This is a genomic window from Streptomyces sp. NPDC045022, from assembly GCF_056432605.1.
Window position 1 is genome coordinate 299,256 of record NZ_JBWKIR010000004.1, and the last position, 19,069, is coordinate 318,324.

Below are 19,069 nucleotides of genomic sequence, written 5' to 3' on the forward strand. Positions count from 1 at the left end.
CTGTGGGTGCCCGGAACTGGGGTCGGCCCGCAGCCGGGAAACTCCCCGGCTGCCCATGGGAAAGCCGCAGGTCCGCAGGGGTACGCATGAGCGCGTATGCCCACAGCTGTGCATGAGCGTCCGGGTTTAGGCTCGGCTCGGCACCAAGGTGCCTCTCACGCCACACAGCGACCTAAGGAACACAACTGATGGAGCTCGGTCTCGTCGGCCTCGGCAAGATGGGCGGCAACATGCGCGAGCGGATCCGCCGCGCGGGCCACACCGTCATCGGATACGACCGCAACGCGGACCTCGCGGATGTCCACAGCCTGGAAGAGCTTGTGGGCAAGCTCAGCGGTCCGCGCGTGGTCTGGGTGATGGTCCCGGCCGGTGCGCCCACCCAGTCGACCATCGACCAGCTCGCCGAGCTGCTGGAGCCCGGCGACGTGGTCGTGGACGGCGGCAACTCCCGCTGGACGGACGACGAGAAGCACGCCGAGGAGCTGGCCGCCAAGGGCATAGGCTTCGTCGACTGCGGTGTCTCCGGCGGCGTCTGGGGCCTGGAGAACGGGTACGCGCTGATGTACGGCGGCGACGCCGACAACGTCGCCAAGGTGCAGCCGGTCTTCGACGCGCTCAAGCCGGAGGGCGACTTCGGCTCGGTGCACGCCGGCAAGGTCGGTGCGGGCCACTTCGCGAAGATGGTCCACAACGGCATCGAGTACGCGATGATGCAGGCCTACGCCGAGGGCTGGGAGCTGCTGGAGAAGGTCGACTCCGTGGAGAACGTCCGCGAGGTCTTCCGCTCCTGGCAGGAGGGCACCGTCATCCGCTCCTGGCTGCTCGACCTCGCGGTCAACGCCCTCGAGGAGGACGAGCACCTCGACGGCCTGCGCGGTTACGCACAGGACTCCGGTGAGGGACGCTGGACTGTGGAAGCCGCCATCGACAACGCGGTGCCGCTGCCGGCGATCACCGCGTCGCTGTTCGCGCGGTTCGCCTCCCGCCAGGAGGACTCGCCGCAGATGAAGATGATCGCCGCGCTGCGCAACCAGTTCGGCGGCCACGCCGTAGAGAAGAAGTAATCCACGGATCCGCCGGGTCGCCCCCGCGATCCACAAGCCATCACCACTCTGGGGGAGGTCGGCGAAACGACCATGCACGTCACGCATCTTTCGCTGGCCGACTTCCGCTCGTACGCCCGGGCCGAGGTCCCGCTCGACCCGGGCGTCACCGCCTTCGTCGGCCCCAACGGCCAGGGCAAGACCAATCTGGTCGAGGCCGTCGGCTACCTGGCGACCCTGGGCAGCCACCGCGTCGCCTCCGACGCCCCGCTGGTCCGCATGGGCGCCGAGCGTGCGGTCATCCGGGCGCAGGTCCGGCAGGGCGAGCGGCAGCAGCTGGTCGAGCTGGAGCTGAACCCGGGCCGGGCCAACCGCGCCCGCGTCAACCGGTCCTCGCAGGTCAGGCCGAGGGACGTGCTGGGCATCGTCCGGACCGTGCTGTTCGCGCCCGAGGACCTCGCGCTGGTCAAGGGCGACCCCGGTGAGCGGCGGCGGTTCCTGGACGAGCTGATCACCGCGCGCTCTCCGCGCATGGCGGGCGTGCGCTCCGACTACGAGCGGGTGCTCAAGCAGCGCAACACGCTTCTGAAGTCGGCGGCGCTCGCGCGCCGGCACGGCGGCCGGTCCATGGACCTGTCCACCCTCGACGTGTGGGACCAGCACCTCGCGCGCGCGGGTGCCGAGCTGCTCGCGCAGCGCCTCGATCTGATCGCCGCGCTGCAGCCGCTCGCCGACAAGGCGTACGAGCAGCTGGCCCCCGGCGGCGGACCCGTCGCCCTGGAGTACAAGCCGTCCGCGCCCGGCGAGGCCCACACGCGTGAGGACCTCTACGTCCAGCTGACGGCGGCGCTGGCGGAGGCGCGCAAGCAGGAGATCGAGCGGGGCGTCACCCTCGTAGGGCCTCATCGGGACGATCTCCTGCTCAAGCTCGGGCAGTTGCCCACGAAGGGTTACGCCTCGCACGGCGAGTCCTGGTCCTACGCCCTGGCGTTGCGCCTGGCCTCGTACGACCTGCTGCGCGCCGAGGGCAACGAGCCGGTGCTGATCCTGGACGACGTCTTCGCCGAGCTGGACGCCCGCCGTCGTGAGCGGCTGGCCGAACTGGTCGCACCCGGCGAGCAGGTGCTGGTCACCGCCGCCGTGGACGACGACGTACCGCATGTGCTGGCGGGCGCCCGGTACGCGGTGGCCGACGGGACGGTGGAGCGCGTATGAGCACCGAAGAACCCACCCCGGACAAACGGACCGAGCCCTCCGGCGTCGACCTCGCGCGCGTGGCGTTGCGCGCCGCGAAGGAACAGGCACGCGCGCGGGGGGACGCGGTGCGGCAGAAGAAGCAGGCGCGGCGCGGCGGCGGCCTGCGCTCCGGCGCCCGTGCCGACGGCCGCGACCCGATGGCGCTGGGGGCCGCGATCAACCGGCTGATCAACGAACGCGGCTGGGAGACCCCGGCGGCGGTGGGCGGGGTGATGGGCCGCTGGCCGCAGATCGTCGGCGAGGACCTGGCCAAGCACTGTGTGCCGCAGCGGTACGACGAGGACGAGCGCGTGCTGACCGTGCAGTGCGACTCGACGGCCTGGGCGACCCAGCTGCGGGTGCTCGCCCCCACGCTGGTGGCCCGGCTCAACGAGGACCTCGGGCACGGCACCGTACGGATGATCAAGGTGCTCAATCCCGGTGGCCCGGCCCGCCGCTACGGCCCCCTGCGGGCCCCGGGGAGCACGGGACCCGGCGATACGTACGGGTGACGTACCTCACGTCCCCTGGGTCGCTCCGGCGTGCGGTCGCTGCTCGGTGCACAGGTGTGGATCACTGCCGGACGGCCGCCGGATCGCCATCTGACCCCCCAGTAGCCAAGGGTTGACGGCTCAAAGCGCTGAGTGCCGCTGTGAGCCCCTTGGAGCCCCCATCCGTATATCGGGACCCGGCGGAGACCGGTTGAGGGCGGCACATGGGGACTCAGGTACCGGCAAACCCCCATCGATGTCAGCGCTACCGGTAGACTGGAAGACAATCCCGCCCCAACGTGGGGACCGCCCGGGAAAAGCTGAGCAACGCTGATCAAGGCTTACCAACGCAACATGCCGCAGCCGCTCCGGCAACCTGCCGACGAGCCCGGCTCGTGCTGTGCCAGAAAGGGCGCTTCGTGGCCGATTCCGGCAACCCCAACGAGAACATCCCGTCCACCGACGCCGGCGTGAACGGCGAGGTCACCGCCTCCTACGACGCCAGCGCCATCACCGTGCTCGAAGGGCTGGACGCGGTCCGCAAGCGGCCCGGCATGTACATCGGCTCCACCGGCGAGCGCGGTCTGCACCACCTGGTGTACGAGGTCGTCGACAACTCGGTCGACGAGGCGCTGGCCGGTCACGCGGACACCATCGACGTGACGATCCTCGCCGACGGCGGTGTGCGCGTCGTCGACAACGGCCGCGGCATCCCGGTGGGCATCGTGCCCTCCGAGGGCAAGCCGGCCCTCGAGGTCGTGCTGACCGTGCTGCACGCGGGCGGCAAGTTCGGCGGCGGCGGGTACGCCGTCTCCGGCGGTCTGCACGGTGTCGGCGTCTCCGTCGTGAACGCCCTGTCGTCCAAGGTCTCCGTCGAGGTCAGGACCGAAGGCCACCGCTGGACGCAGGACTACAAGATGGGCGTCCCGACGGCCCCGCTGGCCAAGCACGAGGCGATCGAGGAGACCGGTACCTCGGTCACCTTCTGGGCCGACGCGGAGATCTTCGAGACCACCGAGTACTCCTTCGAGACGCTGTCGCGGCGCTTCCAGGAGATGGCGTTCCTCAACAAGGGTTTGACGATCAAACTCACTGACGAGCGCGAGTCGGCGAAGGCCACGGCCGGGGCGGACGAGGCGGGTGCGGACGAGAAGGACGAGGTCAAGACCGTCACGTACCACTACGAGGGCGGCATCGTCGACTTCGTGAAGTACCTCAACTCCCGCAAGGGAGACGCGGTGCACCCCACCGTCATCGACCTGGAGGCGGAGGACAAGGACAAGAGCCTGTCCCTCGAGGTCGCGATGCAGTGGAACAGCGGCTACAGCGAGGGCGTGTACTCCTTCGCGAACATCATCCACACCCACGAGGGCGGTACCCACGAAGAGGGTTTCCGTGCCGCGCTGACCTCGCTGATCAACAAGTACGCGCGCGACAAGAAGCTGCTGCGCGAGAAGGACGACAACCTCACCGGTGACGACATCCGTGAGGGTCTGACCGCGATCATCTCGGTGAAGCTGAGCGAGCCGCAGTTCGAGGGCCAGACGAAGACCAAGCTGGGCAACACGGAGGCCAAGACCTTCGTGCAGAAGGCGGTCTACGAGCACCTGAACGACTGGCTGGACCGCAACCCGGTCGAGGCGGCGGACATCATCCGCAAGGGCATCCAGGCGGCCACCGCGCGCGTGGCGGCCCGCAAGGCCCGTGACCTGACCCGCCGCAAGGGGCTGCTGGAGTCGGCGTCCCTGCCGGGCAAGCTGTCCGACTGCCAGTCGAACGACCCCACCAAGTGCGAGATCTTCATCGTCGAGGGTGACTCCGCCGGCGGCTCGGCCAAGTCCGGCCGCAACCCGCAGTACCAGGCGATCCTCCCGATCCGCGGCAAGATCCTCAACGTCGAGAAGGCCAGGATCGACAAGATCCTGCAGAACCAGGAGATCCAGGCGCTGATCTCCGCGTTCGGCACCGGCGTGCACGAGGACTTCGGCATCGAGAAGCTCCGCTACCACAAGATCATCCTGATGGCGGACGCCGACGTCGACGGCCAGCACATCAGCACCCTGCTGCTCACCTTCCTGTTCCGCTTCATGCGGCCGCTGGTCGAGGCCGGGCACGTGTACCTCTCCCGCCCCCCGCTGTACAAGATCAAGTGGGGCCGGGACGACATCGAGTACGCCTACTCGGACCGCGAGCGCGACGCGCTCATCGAGATGGGCCGGCAGCGCGGCAAGCGCATCCGCGAGGACTCGATCCAGCGCTTCAAGGGTCTCGGCGAGATGAACGCCGAGGAGCTGCGCGTGACCACCATGGACCAGGAGCACCGGGTCCTCGGCCAGGTCACCCTCGACGACGCCGCCCAGGCCGACGACCTGTTCTCGGTCCTGATGGGAGAGGACGTCGAGGCCCGCCGCGCGTTCATCCAGCGCAACGCCAAGGACGTCCGCTTCCTCGACATCTGAGTCGGTCTCAGCTGACCGCATCAGGAAGGATCTTCACCAGCAATGGCCGACGAGAACACCCCCGTCACCCCCGAAGAGGGCGGCGAAGTCGCGATGCGTGTCGAGCCCGTCGGGCTCGAGACGGAGATGCAGCGCTCGTACCTGGACTACGCGATGTCCGTCATCGTGTCCCGTGCGCTGCCCGACGTCCGCGACGGTCTCAAGCCCGTCCACCGCCGCGTCCTGTACGCCATGTACGACGGCGGCTACCGCCCCGAGCGCGGCTTCTACAAGTGCGCCCGCGTCGTCGGCGACGTCATGGGCAACTACCACCCCCACGGCGACTCCTCGATCTACGACGCCCTGGTGCGCCTCGCCCAGTCGTGGTCGATGCGCATGCCGCTGGTGGACTCCAACGGCAACTTCGGCTCCCCGGGCAACGACCCGGCGGCGGCGATGCGCTACACCGAGTGCAAGCTGGCGCCGCTGTCGATGGAGATGGTCCGTGACATCGACGAGGAGACCGTCGACTTCACGGACAACTACGACGGCCGCTCCCAGGAGCCGACCGTCCTGCCGGCCCGCTTCCCCAACCTGCTGATCAACGGCTCGGCCGGCATCGCGGTCGGCATGGCGACCAACATCCCGCCGCACAACCTGCGCGAGGTCGCGGCCGGCGCCCAGTGGTACCTGGAGAACCCCGAGGCCTCGCACGAGGAGTTGCTGGACGCGCTCCTGGAGCGCATCAAGGGCCCGGACTTCCCGACCGGCGCCCTGGTGGTGGGCCGCAAGGGCATCGAGGAGGCGTACCGCACCGGCCGCGGCTCCATCACGATGCGCGCGGTGGTCGAGGTCGAGGAGATCCAGGGCCGCCAGTGCCTGGTGGTCACCGAGCTGCCGTACCAGGTGAACCCCGACAACCTGGCGCAGAAGATCGCCGACCTGGTCAAGGACGGCAAGATCGGCGGCATCGCGGACGTCCGCGACGAGACGTCGTCCCGTACGGGCCAGCGCCTGGTGATCGTCCTCAAGCGGGACGCGGTCGCCAAGGTCGTCCTGAACAACCTGTACAAGCACACCGACCTGCAGACGAACTTCGGCGCCAACATGCTGGCGCTGGTCGACGGGGTGCCGCGCACGCTGTCGCTGGACGCGTTCATCCGGCACTGGGTGACGCACCAGATCGAGGTCATCGTCCGCCGGACGAAGTTCCGTCTGCGCAAGGCCGAGGAGCGCGCGCACATCCTGCGCGGCCTGCTGAAGGCCCTGGACGCCATCGACGAGGTCATCGCGCTGATCCGGCGCAGCGACACCGTGGAGATCGCGCGCGGGGGCCTGATGGGCCTCCTGGAGATCGACGAGATCCAGGCCAACGCGATCCTCGAGATGCAGCTGCGGCGCCTGGCCGCCCTGGAGCGGCAGAAGATCGTCCAGGAGCACGACGAACTCCAGGCGAAGATCAACGAGTACAACAAGATCCTCGCCTCCCCGGTCCGTCAGCGCGGGATCGTCAGCGAGGAGCTGGCCGCGATCGTCGAGAAGTACGGCGACGACCGCAAGACGAAGCTGATCCCGTACGAGGGCGACATGTCCATCGAGGACCTGATCGCCGAGGAGGACATCGTCGTCACCGTCTCGCGCGGCGGTTACGTCAAGCGGACGAAGACGGACGACTACCGGGCGCAGAAGCGCGGCGGCAAGGGCGTGCGCGGCACGAAGCTGAAGGAAGACGACATCGTCGACCACTTCTTCGTCTCGACCACGCACCACTGGCTGCTGTTCTTCACCAACAAGGGCCGGGTCTACCGGGCGAAGGCGTACGAGCTGCCGGAGGCGGGCCGGGAGGCGCGCGGCCAGCACGTGGCGAACCTGCTCGCCTTCCAGCCGGACGAGGCGATCGCCGAGATCCTCGCGATCCGTGACTACGAGGCGGCACCGTACCTGGTCCTGGCGACCAAGTCCGGTCTGGTCAAGAAAACGCCTCTGAAGGATTACGATTCGCCCCGCTCCGGCGGTGTCATCGCCATCAACCTGCGCGAGCGGGAGGACGGTTCGGACGACGAGCTGATCGGCGCCGAACTCGTCTCGGCCGACGACGACCTCCTCCTGGTCAGCAGGAAGGCGCAGTCGATCAGGTTCACCGCCTCGGACGACACCCTGCGCCCCATGGGCCGCGCCACCTCCGGCGTCAAGGGGATGAGTTTCCGCGAGAGCGACGAGCTTCTCTCGATGAATGTTGTTCGACCCGGTACGTTCGTGTTCACTGCGACGGACGGTGGGTACGCGAAGCGGACCGCCGTCGACGAGTACCGCGTCCAGGGTCGTGGCGGCCTCGGCATCAAGGCCGCCAAGATCGTGGAGGACCGCGGCTCGCTCGTCGGCGCGCTGATTGTCGAGGAGAACGACGAGATCCTCGCCATCACTCTGTCCGGCGGTGTGATTCGTACGCGAGTCAACGAGGTCAGGGAGACGGGCCGTGACACCATGGGCGTCCAGCTGATCAACCTGGGCAAGCGCGATGCCGTGGTCGGTATCGCACGTAACGCCGAGGCGGGACGCGAGGCGGAGGAAGTCGACGGCGACGTGGCCGTGGACGAGACCGCCGAGGGTGCCGCGAACATCGGCACGGACGAGGGTGAGGCGCCCTCGGCCGAGTAGCACGAGGAGTGAGTCATCGTGAGCGGAGCCACGGGCGCCGGATCGGCCGGTACCTCCAGGGGTACGGAAACGGACGGCGGCGGCCGTGGCTCCGCCGCGCGTGCGGGGACCGCGAACGACCCGCACACGACCAATCTGAAGCCGGTGAAGGCTTCCGTGACGGACTCTGCCGGCACGCAGAAATCCCAGGGGGGAACTGTGACGGACACCCGAGGCCCGGCCGCGGCCGGCGAAGCGCAGTCGGCGTCCCCGCTTCCCGGAGAGCGGCGCCCGGAGCCGCCTGCCGGGCCGTACCACCCGCCGCAGGCCTACCCGGCGCACGCCCCCGACGGTGCTGTACGGCGGCCGCGCACCGGAGCGCGCACCACGCCCCGCACCCGCAAGGCCCGGCTGCGGGTGGCCAAGGCGGACCCGTGGTCGGTGATGAAGGTCAGCTTCCTGCTCTCCATCGCGCTCGGCATCTGCACGATCGTCGCCTCGGCGGTGCTGTGGATGGTCATGGACGCGATGGGGGTCTTCTCCTCGGTCGGCGGCACGATCTCCGAGGCGACCGGCTCCAACGAGGCGAACGGCTTCGACCTCCAGGCCTTCCTGTCGCTCCCCCACGTCCTGATGTTCACGACGATCATCGCGGTCATCGACGTGGTCCTGGCCACGGCACTGGCGACCCTCGGCGCGTTCATCTACAACCTCTCCGCGGGCTTCGTGGGCGGCATCGAGCTGACCCTGGCGGAGGACGAGTGACCACCCGCGGCACCCCGGCCTGACGGCCGCCCGACAACCGATTTTGGGACTGCCGTGGTCGTGCGCTAATCTTCAGGAGTCAGCGCGCGGGACACATACCGCAAAGCGCGGCGGGGCTATAGCTCAGTTGGTTAGAGCGCATCCCTGATAAGGATGAGGCCACAGGTTCAAATCCTGTTAGCCCCACCAGCGAAAAGACCCCCGGACCACTCGGTCCGGGGGTCTTTTGACACCCACGATTGACACCAACGGCTGCGATCAGCCGATGAGCGGATCTTCCAGCAGCTCGGCGAGCATCGCGACGGCTTCCCGCTCACTGTCGCCGACCACGTGCGTGTAGACGTCCATGGTCATGCTGATCTGGCTGTGCCGGAGGATCGCCTGGGCCACCTTGGGATGGACCTTCAGGAAGGCGAGCAGGGTGCCGCAAGTGTGCCGGGCGAGCCGGACGGTGATACGGCGGACGCCGGCGCGCTTGACGAGCCGATCGAAGGTCCGGGAGAAGCCCACCGGGTCGATCATGCCGCCGTGCTCGGAGGAGAAGATCAGGTCATGGTCCGCCGCCTGCGACCAGTGCTCACCGGCGATCTTCCGCTCCAGCTCTTGCAGCTCCCGCCGCTCCTCCAGGGCGCGAGCGCAGAACTCCGGCAGGGGGAGCACTGCCTGTGAGGACTCGGTCTTGAGGTCTTTGAGGACCAGGCCGACGCCCTTGACCCGCTGCACCTGCTTGACCGGCGTGAACTGGCGCCCCTCGAAGTCGATGTCCTGCCAGCGCAGCCCCAGGACCTCACTGCGACGGAGGCCGAGCACGAGGACCAGGACGCAGGCCGCGTAGAGGCGGTGAGCACGGGTCGTCCGAAGGAACGTGATCGCTTCCCGAGCGCTCCACGCCTTGCCCTTGTCCTTGGCAACCTTGGGCATGTCGACCAGCAGCGCGACGTTGCGCGTCAGCAGCTCCTCGCGCATGGCCCGGTTGAGCGCGTTCCGGAGCACGCGGAGCACCTCGAAGCGGGTGGCCGCGCCGACCTTTTCACGTCTCAGCGTGGCCATGAACGTGCGGAGCTGGGCAGGCGTGAGCTTCACCAAGGGCTTCTTGCCGAGATGCGGCAGCAGATAGAGTCGGATCTTGGACTCGTACTTGACGTAGGTGTTGTGCTCCCGCTCCGGCTCCACGATGCGCTCCAGCCAGTAGGTCAGCCACTCCCCGACTGACCAGGTACGGGAAGGCACCGGGACGCCGTTGCGCTCCTGGTCCTGAAGCTTGCCGAGCTTCTCATTGGCTTCATCCCAGGTCGCGCCATAGACGGTCTTGCGGACCCGGTTGCCGTCCGTATCGGTCACGTACGCGCGTCCCATGTAGCGGCCGTCCGCCCGCTTCGAGATGGTGCCGCCGCCATTGGGGCGCCTCTTGGCCATCAGGCACCCCTCTCGATCTGCCGTCGGATGAAGTCCCCGACTGAATCCGCAGGGATACGGCGGCAGCCGTCGACCTTGATCGAGGTCAGGCGGTGCGTGCGGATCAGGTCGTAGACCTTGGTCCGGCCGACCTTGAGCCGCGTCATGACCTCCGGCACGGTCAGGAGTTCGGCGGGGGCGGTGGTCATGCGGCGGCTCCTTCCAGGGCAAGTTGCGCGGGCAGTTCTTCGCGGGCGATCTCGCGGTTGAGTCGGATGTCCCGACGGATGTTGGCGGCGAGCCAGGATTCACCGGGGGTGTGGCCGTGGCCGGCATAGGTCCAGTGGGCGAGGGTGAGCGTGGTCGCCTCCGGGGCGTCGAGGTCAGGCAGGCCGAGGGCTTGTCGTTGCTGGGCAGCGCGGTAGTCGGCGCGGACCTGGCGGAGGGCGCCGAGGGTGGTGGAGTAGCGGCGTGATTTGGTGGAGAAGTGGCCGCGGAAGCCGAGCATGTGGGCCCAGTCGCGAAGCTTGCGGTCCGGGTAGAACGGGTGCAGGTCGAGGCAGGCCTCGATGAGCCGCCGCGGATGGTCGGGCACGTCGAGCAGGACCAGGGCCTCTTTGTTGCCGATCCGGCGGTCCACCGTGCCGGTGGTCTCGGCGGCCTTGGTGGCGTACTTGGCCACGTAGGAGGCGACACCCTGTTCGGTGATCTCCTCGCCGTGCCCGAAGGCGCCGATGGGCTGGACGTCGAGCTGGGTGCCCCAGCGCAGCGTGCGGGCAGGCTGGTCCCCTGCGGGCGGGACGTCGACCGCGACGCGGGCGGCGGCGGCATGGATGGCGTCGGTGAGCAGATCGAGGGTGGCCCAGGCCGGGGGTGGGCTGTCGGGCCCGTCCGGTCCGTCGAAGCGGATCACGGCATGGAAGTGCACAGCCCCGCGCTTCTGGTACTCGGCGACCTTGCCGAAGGAGACCCGTGACTGTTCGTGGGCGGCTTTCTGGGTCAGTCCGGCCCGGCGGGCGATCTCACGGCGCAGGTAGATCGTGAGGTAGCGCCACAGGTCGGAGGCGTGGTTGTTCCACAGCACGGCCCCCGCGTAGTCGTAGGTGTCCGGGTCGAGCGGGGTGCCGAGTTCGGGCGCGTCCTCCTGGTGGTGGGTGCCGCAGCGGCAGGGCCGGTTGCCGGGCCGGTTGTGGACCGGGCCGAACGAGGGCGCGGTGAGGGTGGCGAAGACCCGCGGGTGGTCGCGGATGGTTTCGGGGGTGCCCTTGGCGGGGTCACCGACGAGGCCGGCGCGGATGAGGTGGTAGGTGTCGCCCGCGTAGGTCCAGGCGCAGGCCGGGCAGCGGGAGGCCCGCCGGTTGCCGCAGGCCACACGGAGGACGCCGCCGGGCTCGGTGTCGGTCGAGTAGGAGTGCAGGACATGCCCGGTGGCCGCGTCGCGGGTGACGGTGGTGCCCGTCAGGCGGATGGGGTCGGTGCAGCCGCCGGTACGGCGGATCTGGTCTTGGATGCGGTCGAAGCCGGTGGACCCGGCCAGCCTCAGCACGTCGGCGAGGGTGGCCGGGTCCAGGCCCGCCATGGTGGCGGCATCGGTCACGCGGCACCGTCCGCGGTTTCGGCGAACCGGTCGAGGACGGAGGCGGCTTCCTCGGCGACGCGAGCCAGGGCGCGCAGGGCGTCGGCAGTGCCCGGACGGGCGATCAGCGCAATGTCGACGAACTCGCCACCGACACGCAGGCTGACGAAGCCTTCGTCCTCGGGCGTGGACGCGAACACGCTCAGGCGGGCAGTGGTGTCCGGCTCCAGGTGGGCGGAGGTGGTGATCGTCCTCATGGCGGCGGTCACTTCCCGACGCGGATGAGGCGGGCGGCAGGCGCGGTGCCCGAACCCTTGCAGACCGGGCAGGTCACGCGGAGGGTGACGCGGGTGCCGTCGCGGTGCCGGGCACCGGTGGTGATGTGGGCAGAGGCGTGGCCGTCGCAGTCGCGGCAGACCCGCGTGTTCGGGGCGTGCTGGGGCATGATGAGGCTTCCCTTTCGGGTCCGTTGGATCTGGAAGTGGGTGCAGGCGCCGGGGCGGCGGTCTTTGGCGAGAGGGCCGCCCCGGGGCCGTTCAGCGGCGGCGGTTGCGTCCGCGCGGGATGGGCGGGATGGAGTCGTAGGACTCCTGGCCGGCGCGGAAGTCGCTGAGGTCGGTGACGTCCTTGTCGTTGCCGACCTGGCGCATGATCCGGTTCATGGCCTTGGTGTCGCGGTGGCGGCGGGCGATGGCGTACTCGCGGCCGAGTTCGACCATCTCGTCGTTGCGCGCGGGCTCCGGGTCGTTCTTGCGGCTGAAGATGCCCATGGTGGGGTTCCTTTCGTGATTAGTGGTGGGTGTTGCGCCTGCCGTGGCCTTTGACCGCGTACATCGCCGCGTCGGCGGCGGCCAGGGCGTCGGTGAGGGTCCGCACGGGCAGGTGGGAGCAGTAGCAGCGGCCGACCGATGCCGAGACGGGCAGGGGATGGCCGTCGTAGTCGAGCGGCCCGTTCAGGGCGAGTTGCAGGGCGTGGATGCTGGGGGTGCGGCCGGGGTCGGTGATGATCGCGGCGGACTCGTCTCCGCCGAGGCGGGCGGCGATGCCGTAGCGGCCACACCAGGTGTTCAGTCGGCGGGCGGTGGCGGTGAGGACTGCGTCTCCTGCGGCGTGGCCGTGGGTGTCGTTGGTGGCCTTGAAGTCGTCCAGGTCGATCAGCAGCACCAGGGCTGTGGGGTGCTTGGCGAGCAGGTGTTCGGCGCGGGTGGTCCATCCGGCGCGGGTGTGCAGGCCGGTCAGCGGATCCCGGCGGGCGGTGGCCAGGCGGCGGACGAGAAGGCCGCCGTGGACGGCCCAGCCCAGCGTGGGTAACGCGGCTGCGATCAGGGTGTCCATCGTTCAGCGCCCCTTCCGCAGGTCGGTGATGAGGAAGCGGAGCACGACGGCGGTCACGGCGACCGACACGGCGGTGATGGCGACCGCCAGGAGCATCGAGACGAGGACGGCGCCGACGACCAGGACCACGGCGGTGCCGGCGCCGACGAGGGCGAGCGCGGTGCCGGGGGTGAGCTGGATGGCCGGCCGCTGGGAGACCGGTGCGGAGACGACCGGGGCCGGGGCCTGAGCCGCGGGGACCTCAGCGGTGTTCGGTGCCGGGGTGAGGGTGGGCGCCGGGGCGGTGTCCGGGGGCGGGTATTTCGGTGTGAACACGGGATCTTCCTCCTGTCAGGCGTTGCAGCGGTGGGTGCGGGCGGCGAGTTCGGCGGCGGAGCGGTCGCGGTGTTCGGTGGAGAAGCCGCAGCCGGGGGCGGTGCAGGCGGCGGTGTGCTTGGTCTGGCCCCGGCCGTTGTTGTAGGTGCCGACCTCGACCGGGCCGACGCGGATCACGTTGTAGAAGCGGTTCGGGCGCACGGGCTGACCTCCTTCCGGTGTCAGGTGAGTTGGAGTTGGGCGGCGATGGCTTGGCAGGTCGGGGCGGGCAGACCGAGCCGGGCGGTGAGCGCGTCGGCGGTGATCTGCTCGCCCGTGCTGTTGCGGTGTGCGTCGGCGATCGAGCGGGCGTGGTTGAGCAGTGCCGGCGGAACGGCCGGAGCGGCCGGAGGCGCCGGGGCCAGTTCCGGAGCCGGGACCGGGGCCGGGGGCACCGGTTCGGGGGTGTCGACGCTGTGCACCTCGACTTCCGGGGCGGACGGTTCTTCGTCCGGCTCCGGCTCCACGGCGGCCGGGGCGGGGGCGTGGACGAGGAGGGTGCCGCCGAGGAAGGCGAGGGCGGGCCATCCGGCGACGAGGATGCGCAGCCAGGCGGGCACCTGGTGCAGGTCGAGCAGTCCGGCGGTGGCGACGTTGGCGCCGAGCGAGGCCGCCAAGGCGATGGCGAACCAGGTCCACGAGGACCGGTCCCGACCGGCGCGCAGCCGACGCCAGGCGGCGACCAGCAACAGGTCGACCGAGACCGGATAGGCCCACGCCTTCCAGCCGGACTGCCCGGCCGCCGAAGCAAGGTCGTGCAGGTGCGCGAAGGACAGGGCACCGGCGATCACGGCTTGGATGAGGACGGCATCAGGGCGCAGCGAACGGTTCACGGCGACCCCCTTACTCCGTGACCGGCCGCGGCTTGACCAGCGACGGACCCGTCTTCGGGGCCTCGGCGGGCACGTGCGGGCGGAACCGGTCCAGGGCGGGAAGATCCGGCACCAGGTGGGCGAAGTCCCGGCACGCCGCCTTCGCCTCATCCCGGGAGGTGTGGGGGGTGCGGATCTTTGCCCAGCCGCCGGAGGAGTCGGCCGCCACAGCGGTGCCGGGGCGTTCCGCGGGGATCAGGGAGGCGGCCGCGACGGCATCCGGGGCGACGTCGGCGAGGCCCATTTCGGCGGTCTGCTTGTCGTTGACCCGGTGCACCACGCGGCCGGTGAGCTGAGCGCGGAGCATGGTGGCGCCCTTGCCCAGTTCGGAGCCGAAGCGCTGCCCGCACACCTCCAGGTAGATCCCGACCGCGCGGGCCATCTGCGCCAGCCGGATCAACGCGGTCACGATCCGCTCCCGCCGCTCCTCATCCTTCTTCGAGGAGATCAGGAACAGCTCGGCCACCTCGTCGACCAGGACGACGACGGGCACCGGCCGTAAGCGCTCAGGCAGGTCCCACATGTCCGAGACGCCGTGCGCGCTCAGCAGGTCGAAGCGGGACTCCATCTCTCCCACCAGCACATCCAGCAGCGAGGCCGAGTCGTCCGGGGTGGTGACCAGGGCCGACAGCCGGGGCGCGTAGGCGGAGTGTTCGACACCGCGCTTGCAGTCGATCCCGACCAGCGCCACCGGCAGCCGCGCCAAGCCCTTGATCAGGTTCCGCTGATAGACGGACTTGCCCGAGCTGTTAGCGCCGAGCGTCAGCGCCATGGGCACCTGGCGATAGTCCCGGACGAACGCGGTGCCGTCCTCCCGCAGCGCCACCGGCACCGCCAGACCCTCAGGGCGAGCCCCGCGCGGCAGGCGGACCTGACGCAGCACGTCATAGCCGGTCATCCGCAGCTCGACGTACCCCGGCTTGGTCTCGGCGATCGTCACCGAGTGCACGCCCCAGGCATGCCGCAGCCGCTCCGAGGCGGCCATCAGGTCGGCAGGCTCCAGGCCGGCGGGAAGCCGCAGCGTCACCCGCAGTCCGGTCGACGTGCCCCGGACGCGGCGCACCTTCGGCGGAACCGGCAGCACCTCACGCCGGGCTACGTTCCGGGCGATGAAGGCCCGCATCCGCGACGGTTGCACCGTCAGCCCGCACACGTCCATCGTGGAGCGGTAGGTGAAGGTGAAGCGGCCCCAGGTGACCGGCAGTCCGACCAGCGACCAGTACACGCGCGGCGCGCGGACCTTCGCGTAGCCGAGACCGCCGGCACCCGCGAGGACTCCGGTGGTCTCCAGGACCATGGACAGGTCGGTCATGGTCAGGCCACCGGGGTGATCGCGACCGCGCGGAACGAGATGCCGTGGCGCTTCTGGCCGTTGAACTCGTTCTCCCAGTCCCGGGCCTTGAGGCCGACGACCTTCACCGGCATGCCCGGTGCCAGGCCCTCCGGGTAGCCGGTCTCGGGGACGGTGACCTGGTAGAGGTTCCCCTCCCCCTCGTCCGAGACCAGCAGGCCCACCGTTGACAGGGCGGCGCCGGTCTCCCGGTCCATCGCCCGCTCACCCGTCTTGGCGTTGGCCAGCTTCGGCGTTGGCGCGGTCGCCACGAACACCACAGCGTTCGACGTGTCGATCTTGAAAGACGGCATGAAGCACTCCCTTGAGTCGAGGTCTGAGGGCAGCACGAAAAGCCCCCCAGTCGCCGCTGTCCTAGGACTGCGAGCGACCTGAAGAGACTTTGGCACGCAGTCCTGGGACTGTCAACAGTCCTGGGACTGTGCTTGACTTGGTGTGTCGAGAGGAGTCGGACGATGACGCCCAAGTGGCGCGAGCTGGCGGACAAGCTGGCTGAGCAGATCAAGCGGGGTGACTACGCGCCGGGCCAGCAGCTTCCGCAGATCAGGGAGCTAGTTGCAGAGGGCGAGGGCTCAAAGTCCACCGTTCACCAGGCCTACAAGGCTCTTGAGGCCGAGGGCCTGGTGACGTCCTCTCGCGGACACGGCACCGTCGTACGCGAGCGGGTCCCGCTCAAGCGACTCGGTATTGCCAGGTATGACAAGGCCAAGTGGCGTGACGGCGACGAGGTGGCGTTCATCGCTGACCGTGTGGCCTCTGGACGTAGCTACCGCCGGAACGAGCAGACGCAGACGGTCAGCCTGGTGGAGGCTCCACCAGCGGTAGCAGCTGCGCACGGCCTGCCCGAAGGCGCCGAGGTATACGCGCGAGCGAGGCTGGTGAAGGAAGGCGACCAGCCGACCCACACCCTGACCAGCTACTACCGGCCTGAGCACGTCGAAGGCACACGGCTGGTGGACCCGACCCCGGGACCAGCCGGCCGAGGTGGTGGGTTCCGGGTGCTGTATGACGCAGGCTACGAGATCGACCACATGAAGGAAGAGCTGTTCGCCAGAGCTCCCACGCCCGATGAGGTGAAGCTTCTGCAGCTCCCGCCGGGCGAACCTGTCGTTGAGTTGCATCGGACGACGTACACGGCCTCTGGCACAGTGGTCGAGTTCGCAATCGGTGTGCATGCAGCTTCGCGCTTCGCCTGGGAGTACGACTTCAAGGTCCCCGACTCGGCGAAGGACAAGAAGGGCCAGTGATGATCTCTGCACAGGCATGGGCCGACACTCGACGCCTGTGGGACTACCACCAGATGGGCCACACCCTGCGGCCCTGCTCAGTTGCCATCGGCCTGGGCAGTCATGACCTGGGTGTGGCCGAGACGGCGGTAGACCTGTACAAGCGCGGCATGGCTCCACTGCTTGTGTTCACGGGAGCCACCAGCCCCACGACGCGGGACCGCATGCCCCGAGGCGAAGCCGTGCACTACCGAGAGCGCGCGCTTGAGCTTGGCGTCCCCGACTCGGTCATCCTTGTGGAGCCACGTGCTCGGAACACGGGGGAGAACATCCGATTCTCCCGAGAGTTGTTGGAAGAGGCCGGCGTCGATGTGTCCTCCGTCCTGCTGATCAGCAAGCCGTACGAGGAGAGGCGGGCCTACGCCACCGCACGCAAGCTGTGGCCCGCAGTCGAGATCGTCAGCGCCTCCAGCCCGATGACGCTGGACGAGTACGTCGACTCCATCGGGGACCCCCGGCTCGTCATCGACATGCTTGTAGGAGCGCTACAGCGACTGCTCATCTACCCGGCGCAGGGCTTCATGATCAGCCAGCCCGTACCGGACGACGTACTTGAGGCCTACGACCGGCTGTGCCACGCGGGCTTCACCAGCCGACTCCTGGTTACCGACCAGCCCTCTGCCTAAGCCGCACTGGTTCCCGACCTATCAGCCCCTGTGCTGTTACAGATTTCTCTACCTCATCAAGGCACCCGGCTGCGCTCCGCTCCGCCGGGCGCGCTTCCCGGCTCTGGCTGCGCCCGCGCTCCTGCCTCCGGCCCGCTCGGCGCTGCCGCCGCCGACGCGCGCCCGCATGTGGATAGGGCCGAAGGGCCATGAGTCGAGCACCGACCTAAGCGGCCCCGGTCAAGACGATGCCTCCGGCGGGGGATCGGCCGGCACCGGGATGGAGGGGGCGCCGTTCCCGACTGCGGGCCCGTAGTGGTGTGCGCGGGGAGCTCCCATCCCGTCCACCATCGACCCAGGCAGAGCCGAGCAGACGCGGCCCATGGCGTCCAGGTCGTTCGTACAGTGGCGCGCTCCACCTGGACGCCATGGACCACGCCCGCTCCACGGTGTGTGGGTCGACGGCGGACGGGATGGGAGCTGGGGGTGGACGGTGGGTCGAGGAGGGAAGCGGGTGCGGCTTGGCACGCCCTGTACTGGTGTTTTACCGCACGGCAAGGCTGCAGGGCCTGCCCGTGCAATAGCCTTCCCGCGGAGGGGTGCCATGTCTGCATGGATCATGTTGGGGGCCGGCTGCTTTGTCGTAGTCCTGGGTGTGTTGACCTTGACCGGCAGCCGGGGAATCGCAGAGTATGCGCGGTCGCCTAGGGCTGGTTGGGGTCGGATAGCGATGGGTGGCGGCTTCGTCCTGGACGGCGGAGCTAGACTTCTCGACTTCTCTTCCGGAGCGGGGATGGTTGTTTCCACCATTGCCCTGGGGATCATCGTGCTCGGTGCTGTGCTTCAACTCGCTGGAGTGTTCGCCAAGGCTCGTCATGCTGGCGACGCCAATTGAGCGGCGCCTGTACTCCCCGGCCAGGACAACCGTCAAGTGGGCCACCGATGTCTGACACCAGCGGCTGACACCAACAGCCGCGAACACGGCCGGATTCCGACGCACTTCAGCGGCCAGCGTCGAGTCCCTCTATCGGCGAAACGCAGGCTTCGGAAGGCACTGTGATCGACCTGATAAGGATGAGGCCACAGGTTCAAATCCTGTTAGCCCCACCAGCGAAAAGAACCCCCAGTCTCAACGGCTGGGGGTTCTTGACATCTACGGCTGACATCAGCCGATGAGTGGGTCTTCCAGCAGCTCCGCGAGCATCGCGACGGCTTCCCGCTCACTGTCGCCGACCACGTGCGTATAGACGTCCATGGTCATGCTGGTCTGGCTGTGCCGGAGGATCGCCTGAGCGACCTTGGGGTGCACCTTCAGGAAGGCGAGCAGGGTGCCGCAGGTCTGCCGGGCGAGTCGGACCGTGATGCGACGGACGCCGGCACGCTTCACGAGCCGATCGAAGGACCGGGAGAACCCTGTCGGGTCGATCATGCCACCGTGCTCGGAAGAGAAGAATCGGTCTTGAGGTCCTTGAGGACCAGGCCGACACCCTTCTCCCGCTGCACCTGCTTGACCGGGGTGAACTGGCCCGCCTCGAAGTCGATGTCCCGCCAGCGCAGACCGAGGACTTCACTCCGCCGGAGGCCGAGCGCGAGTGCGTCATCTGGGGGCGCCCGGCCCGTGCCGCGCGCTCGCCGCCTCGGCTGTGAAAATCACTGTCCGCTTGTCGGAACACGGTGATAGGGAG

21 protein-coding genes and 1 tRNA gene are annotated in these 19,069 nt (G+C 69.0%); 9 read left to right on the forward strand and 13 right to left on the reverse strand.

Annotated elements, in window-relative coordinates; all coding sequences use genetic code 11:
• Nucleotides 1-188 precede the first annotated feature (188 nt).
• The 7 genes from gnd (at nucleotide 189) to AC07C1_RS10240 (ending at nucleotide 8,799) form a co-directional block, all read left to right on the forward strand.
• Entirely contained in the window at nucleotides 189-1,064 is an 876-nt protein-coding gene (gnd, locus tag AC07C1_RS10210; protein WP_478938186.1) for a phosphogluconate dehydrogenase (NAD(+)-dependent, decarboxylating), read from the forward strand.
• A 72-nt stretch (nucleotides 1,065-1,136) separates the two neighbouring features.
• Entirely contained in the window at nucleotides 1,137-2,258 is a 1,122-nt protein-coding gene (recF, locus tag AC07C1_RS10215) for a DNA replication/repair protein RecF (RefSeq protein WP_478938187.1), read from the forward strand.
• Nucleotides 2,255-2,791: a DciA family protein gene (locus tag AC07C1_RS10220; RefSeq protein WP_478938188.1), complete on the forward strand. Its 537-nt coding sequence runs from the start codon at nucleotides 2,255-2,257 to the stop codon at nucleotides 2,789-2,791. The genes recF and AC07C1_RS10220 overlap by 4 nt, the downstream gene beginning before the upstream one ends.
• A 374-nt stretch (nucleotides 2,792-3,165) precedes the next feature.
• A complete protein-coding gene (gene gyrB, locus AC07C1_RS10225) occupies nucleotides 3,166-5,229 on the forward strand; it encodes a DNA topoisomerase (ATP-hydrolyzing) subunit B (RefSeq protein ID WP_478938190.1) in 2,064 nt (687 codons plus the stop codon).
• Between the two features lie 42 nt (nucleotides 5,230-5,271).
• A complete protein-coding gene (gene gyrA, locus AC07C1_RS10230; RefSeq protein ID WP_478938191.1) occupies nucleotides 5,272-7,866 on the forward strand; it encodes a DNA gyrase subunit A in 2,595 nt (864 codons plus the stop codon).
• 18 nt (nucleotides 7,867-7,884) lie between these two features.
• Nucleotides 7,885-8,610 carry a DUF3566 domain-containing protein gene (locus AC07C1_RS10235; RefSeq protein ID WP_478938193.1) on the forward strand — a complete coding sequence of 242 codons (726 nt, stop codon included), beginning with the start codon at nucleotides 7,885-7,887 and terminating at the stop codon, nucleotides 8,608-8,610.
• 112 nt (nucleotides 8,611-8,722) lie between these two features.
• Nucleotides 8,723-8,799: transfer RNA gene (locus tag AC07C1_RS10240), tRNA-Ile, on the forward strand.
• Nucleotides 8,800-8,868: 69 nt separating this feature from the next.
• Here the strand turns inward: AC07C1_RS10240 and AC07C1_RS10245 are convergent.
• The 12 genes from AC07C1_RS10245 to AC07C1_RS10300 all read right to left on the reverse strand — a co-directional run bounded on the left by AC07C1_RS10245 (nucleotide 8,869) and on the right by AC07C1_RS10300 (nucleotide 15,786).
• Nucleotides 8,869-10,026, reverse strand: coding sequence for a tyrosine-type recombinase/integrase (locus tag AC07C1_RS10245; protein WP_478938194.1), 1,158 nt, complete (start codon nucleotides 10,024-10,026; stop codon nucleotides 8,869-8,871).
• Nucleotides 10,026-10,214, reverse strand: a complete 189-nt coding sequence (locus tag AC07C1_RS10250; RefSeq protein ID WP_478938196.1) for a helix-turn-helix domain-containing protein — start codon at nucleotides 10,212-10,214, stop codon at nucleotides 10,026-10,028. Before AC07C1_RS10250 ends, AC07C1_RS10245 begins: the two co-directional genes overlap by 1 nt.
• Nucleotides 10,211-11,602 (reverse strand): replication initiator protein RepSA, encoded by a 1,392-nt coding sequence (gene repSA / locus AC07C1_RS10255; protein ID WP_478938197.1) that lies wholly within the window; start codon nucleotides 11,600-11,602, stop codon nucleotides 10,211-10,213. Before repSA ends, AC07C1_RS10250 begins: the two co-directional genes overlap by 4 nt.
• Complete coding sequence (locus AC07C1_RS10260) at nucleotides 11,599-11,838, reverse strand: hypothetical protein (RefSeq protein WP_478938198.1); 240 nt, start codon at nucleotides 11,836-11,838, stop codon at nucleotides 11,599-11,601. The genes repSA and AC07C1_RS10260 overlap by 4 nt, the downstream gene beginning before the upstream one ends.
• 8 nt (nucleotides 11,839-11,846) lie before the next feature.
• Nucleotides 11,847-12,026: a hypothetical protein gene (locus AC07C1_RS10265; protein WP_478938199.1), complete on the reverse strand. Its 180-nt coding sequence runs from the start codon at nucleotides 12,024-12,026 to the stop codon at nucleotides 11,847-11,849.
• Between the two features lie 91 nt (nucleotides 12,027-12,117).
• A complete protein-coding gene (locus AC07C1_RS10270; RefSeq protein WP_466314452.1) occupies nucleotides 12,118-12,351 on the reverse strand; it encodes a hypothetical protein in 234 nt (77 codons plus the stop codon).
• A gap of 19 nt (nucleotides 12,352-12,370) precedes the next feature.
• Nucleotides 12,371-12,916, reverse strand: a complete 546-nt coding sequence (locus tag AC07C1_RS10275; RefSeq protein WP_478938201.1) for a GGDEF domain-containing protein — start codon at nucleotides 12,914-12,916, stop codon at nucleotides 12,371-12,373.
• Between the two features lie 3 nt (nucleotides 12,917-12,919).
• Complete coding sequence (locus AC07C1_RS10280; RefSeq protein ID WP_478938202.1) at nucleotides 12,920-13,231, reverse strand: SpdD protein; 312 nt, start codon at nucleotides 13,229-13,231, stop codon at nucleotides 12,920-12,922.
• A 15-nt stretch (nucleotides 13,232-13,246) separates the two neighbouring features.
• A complete protein-coding gene (locus AC07C1_RS10285; RefSeq protein ID WP_401386575.1) occupies nucleotides 13,247-13,432 on the reverse strand; it encodes a mobile element transfer protein in 186 nt (61 codons plus the stop codon).
• Nucleotides 13,433-13,452: 20 nt separating this feature from the next.
• Nucleotides 13,453-14,103 carry a DUF2637 domain-containing protein gene (locus tag AC07C1_RS10290; protein WP_478938204.1) on the reverse strand — a complete coding sequence of 217 codons (651 nt, stop codon included), beginning with the start codon at nucleotides 14,101-14,103 and terminating at the stop codon, nucleotides 13,453-13,455.
• Between the two features lie 10 nt (nucleotides 14,104-14,113).
• Nucleotides 14,114-15,454: an FtsK/SpoIIIE domain-containing protein gene (locus AC07C1_RS10295; RefSeq protein ID WP_478938205.1), complete on the reverse strand. Its 1,341-nt coding sequence runs from the start codon at nucleotides 15,452-15,454 to the stop codon at nucleotides 14,114-14,116.
• Between the two features lie 2 nt (nucleotides 15,455-15,456).
• Nucleotides 15,457-15,786 carry an SCO3933 family regulatory protein gene (locus tag AC07C1_RS10300; RefSeq protein ID WP_478938207.1) on the reverse strand — a complete coding sequence of 110 codons (330 nt, stop codon included), beginning with the start codon at nucleotides 15,784-15,786 and terminating at the stop codon, nucleotides 15,457-15,459.
• Nucleotides 15,787-15,948: 162 nt separating this feature from the next.
• Here AC07C1_RS10300 and AC07C1_RS10305 point away from each other — a divergent pair, with 162 nt between their 5' ends.
• Nucleotides 15,949-16,740 carry a GntR family transcriptional regulator gene (locus AC07C1_RS10305; protein WP_061922288.1) on the forward strand — a complete coding sequence of 264 codons (792 nt, stop codon included), beginning with the start codon at nucleotides 15,949-15,951 and terminating at the stop codon, nucleotides 16,738-16,740.
• Complete coding sequence (locus AC07C1_RS10310) at nucleotides 16,740-17,405, forward strand: YdcF family protein (protein WP_478938209.1); 666 nt, start codon at nucleotides 16,740-16,742, stop codon at nucleotides 17,403-17,405. The genes AC07C1_RS10305 and AC07C1_RS10310 overlap by 1 nt, the downstream gene beginning before the upstream one ends.
• 1,144 nt (nucleotides 17,406-18,549) lie before the next feature.
• On the opposite strand, the gene AC07C1_RS10315 is transcribed toward AC07C1_RS10310, so the two are convergent.
• A complete protein-coding gene (locus AC07C1_RS10315; RefSeq protein ID WP_478938210.1) occupies nucleotides 18,550-18,813 on the reverse strand; it encodes a tyrosine-type recombinase/integrase in 264 nt (87 codons plus the stop codon).
• Nucleotides 18,814-19,069: the final 256 nt, after the last annotated feature.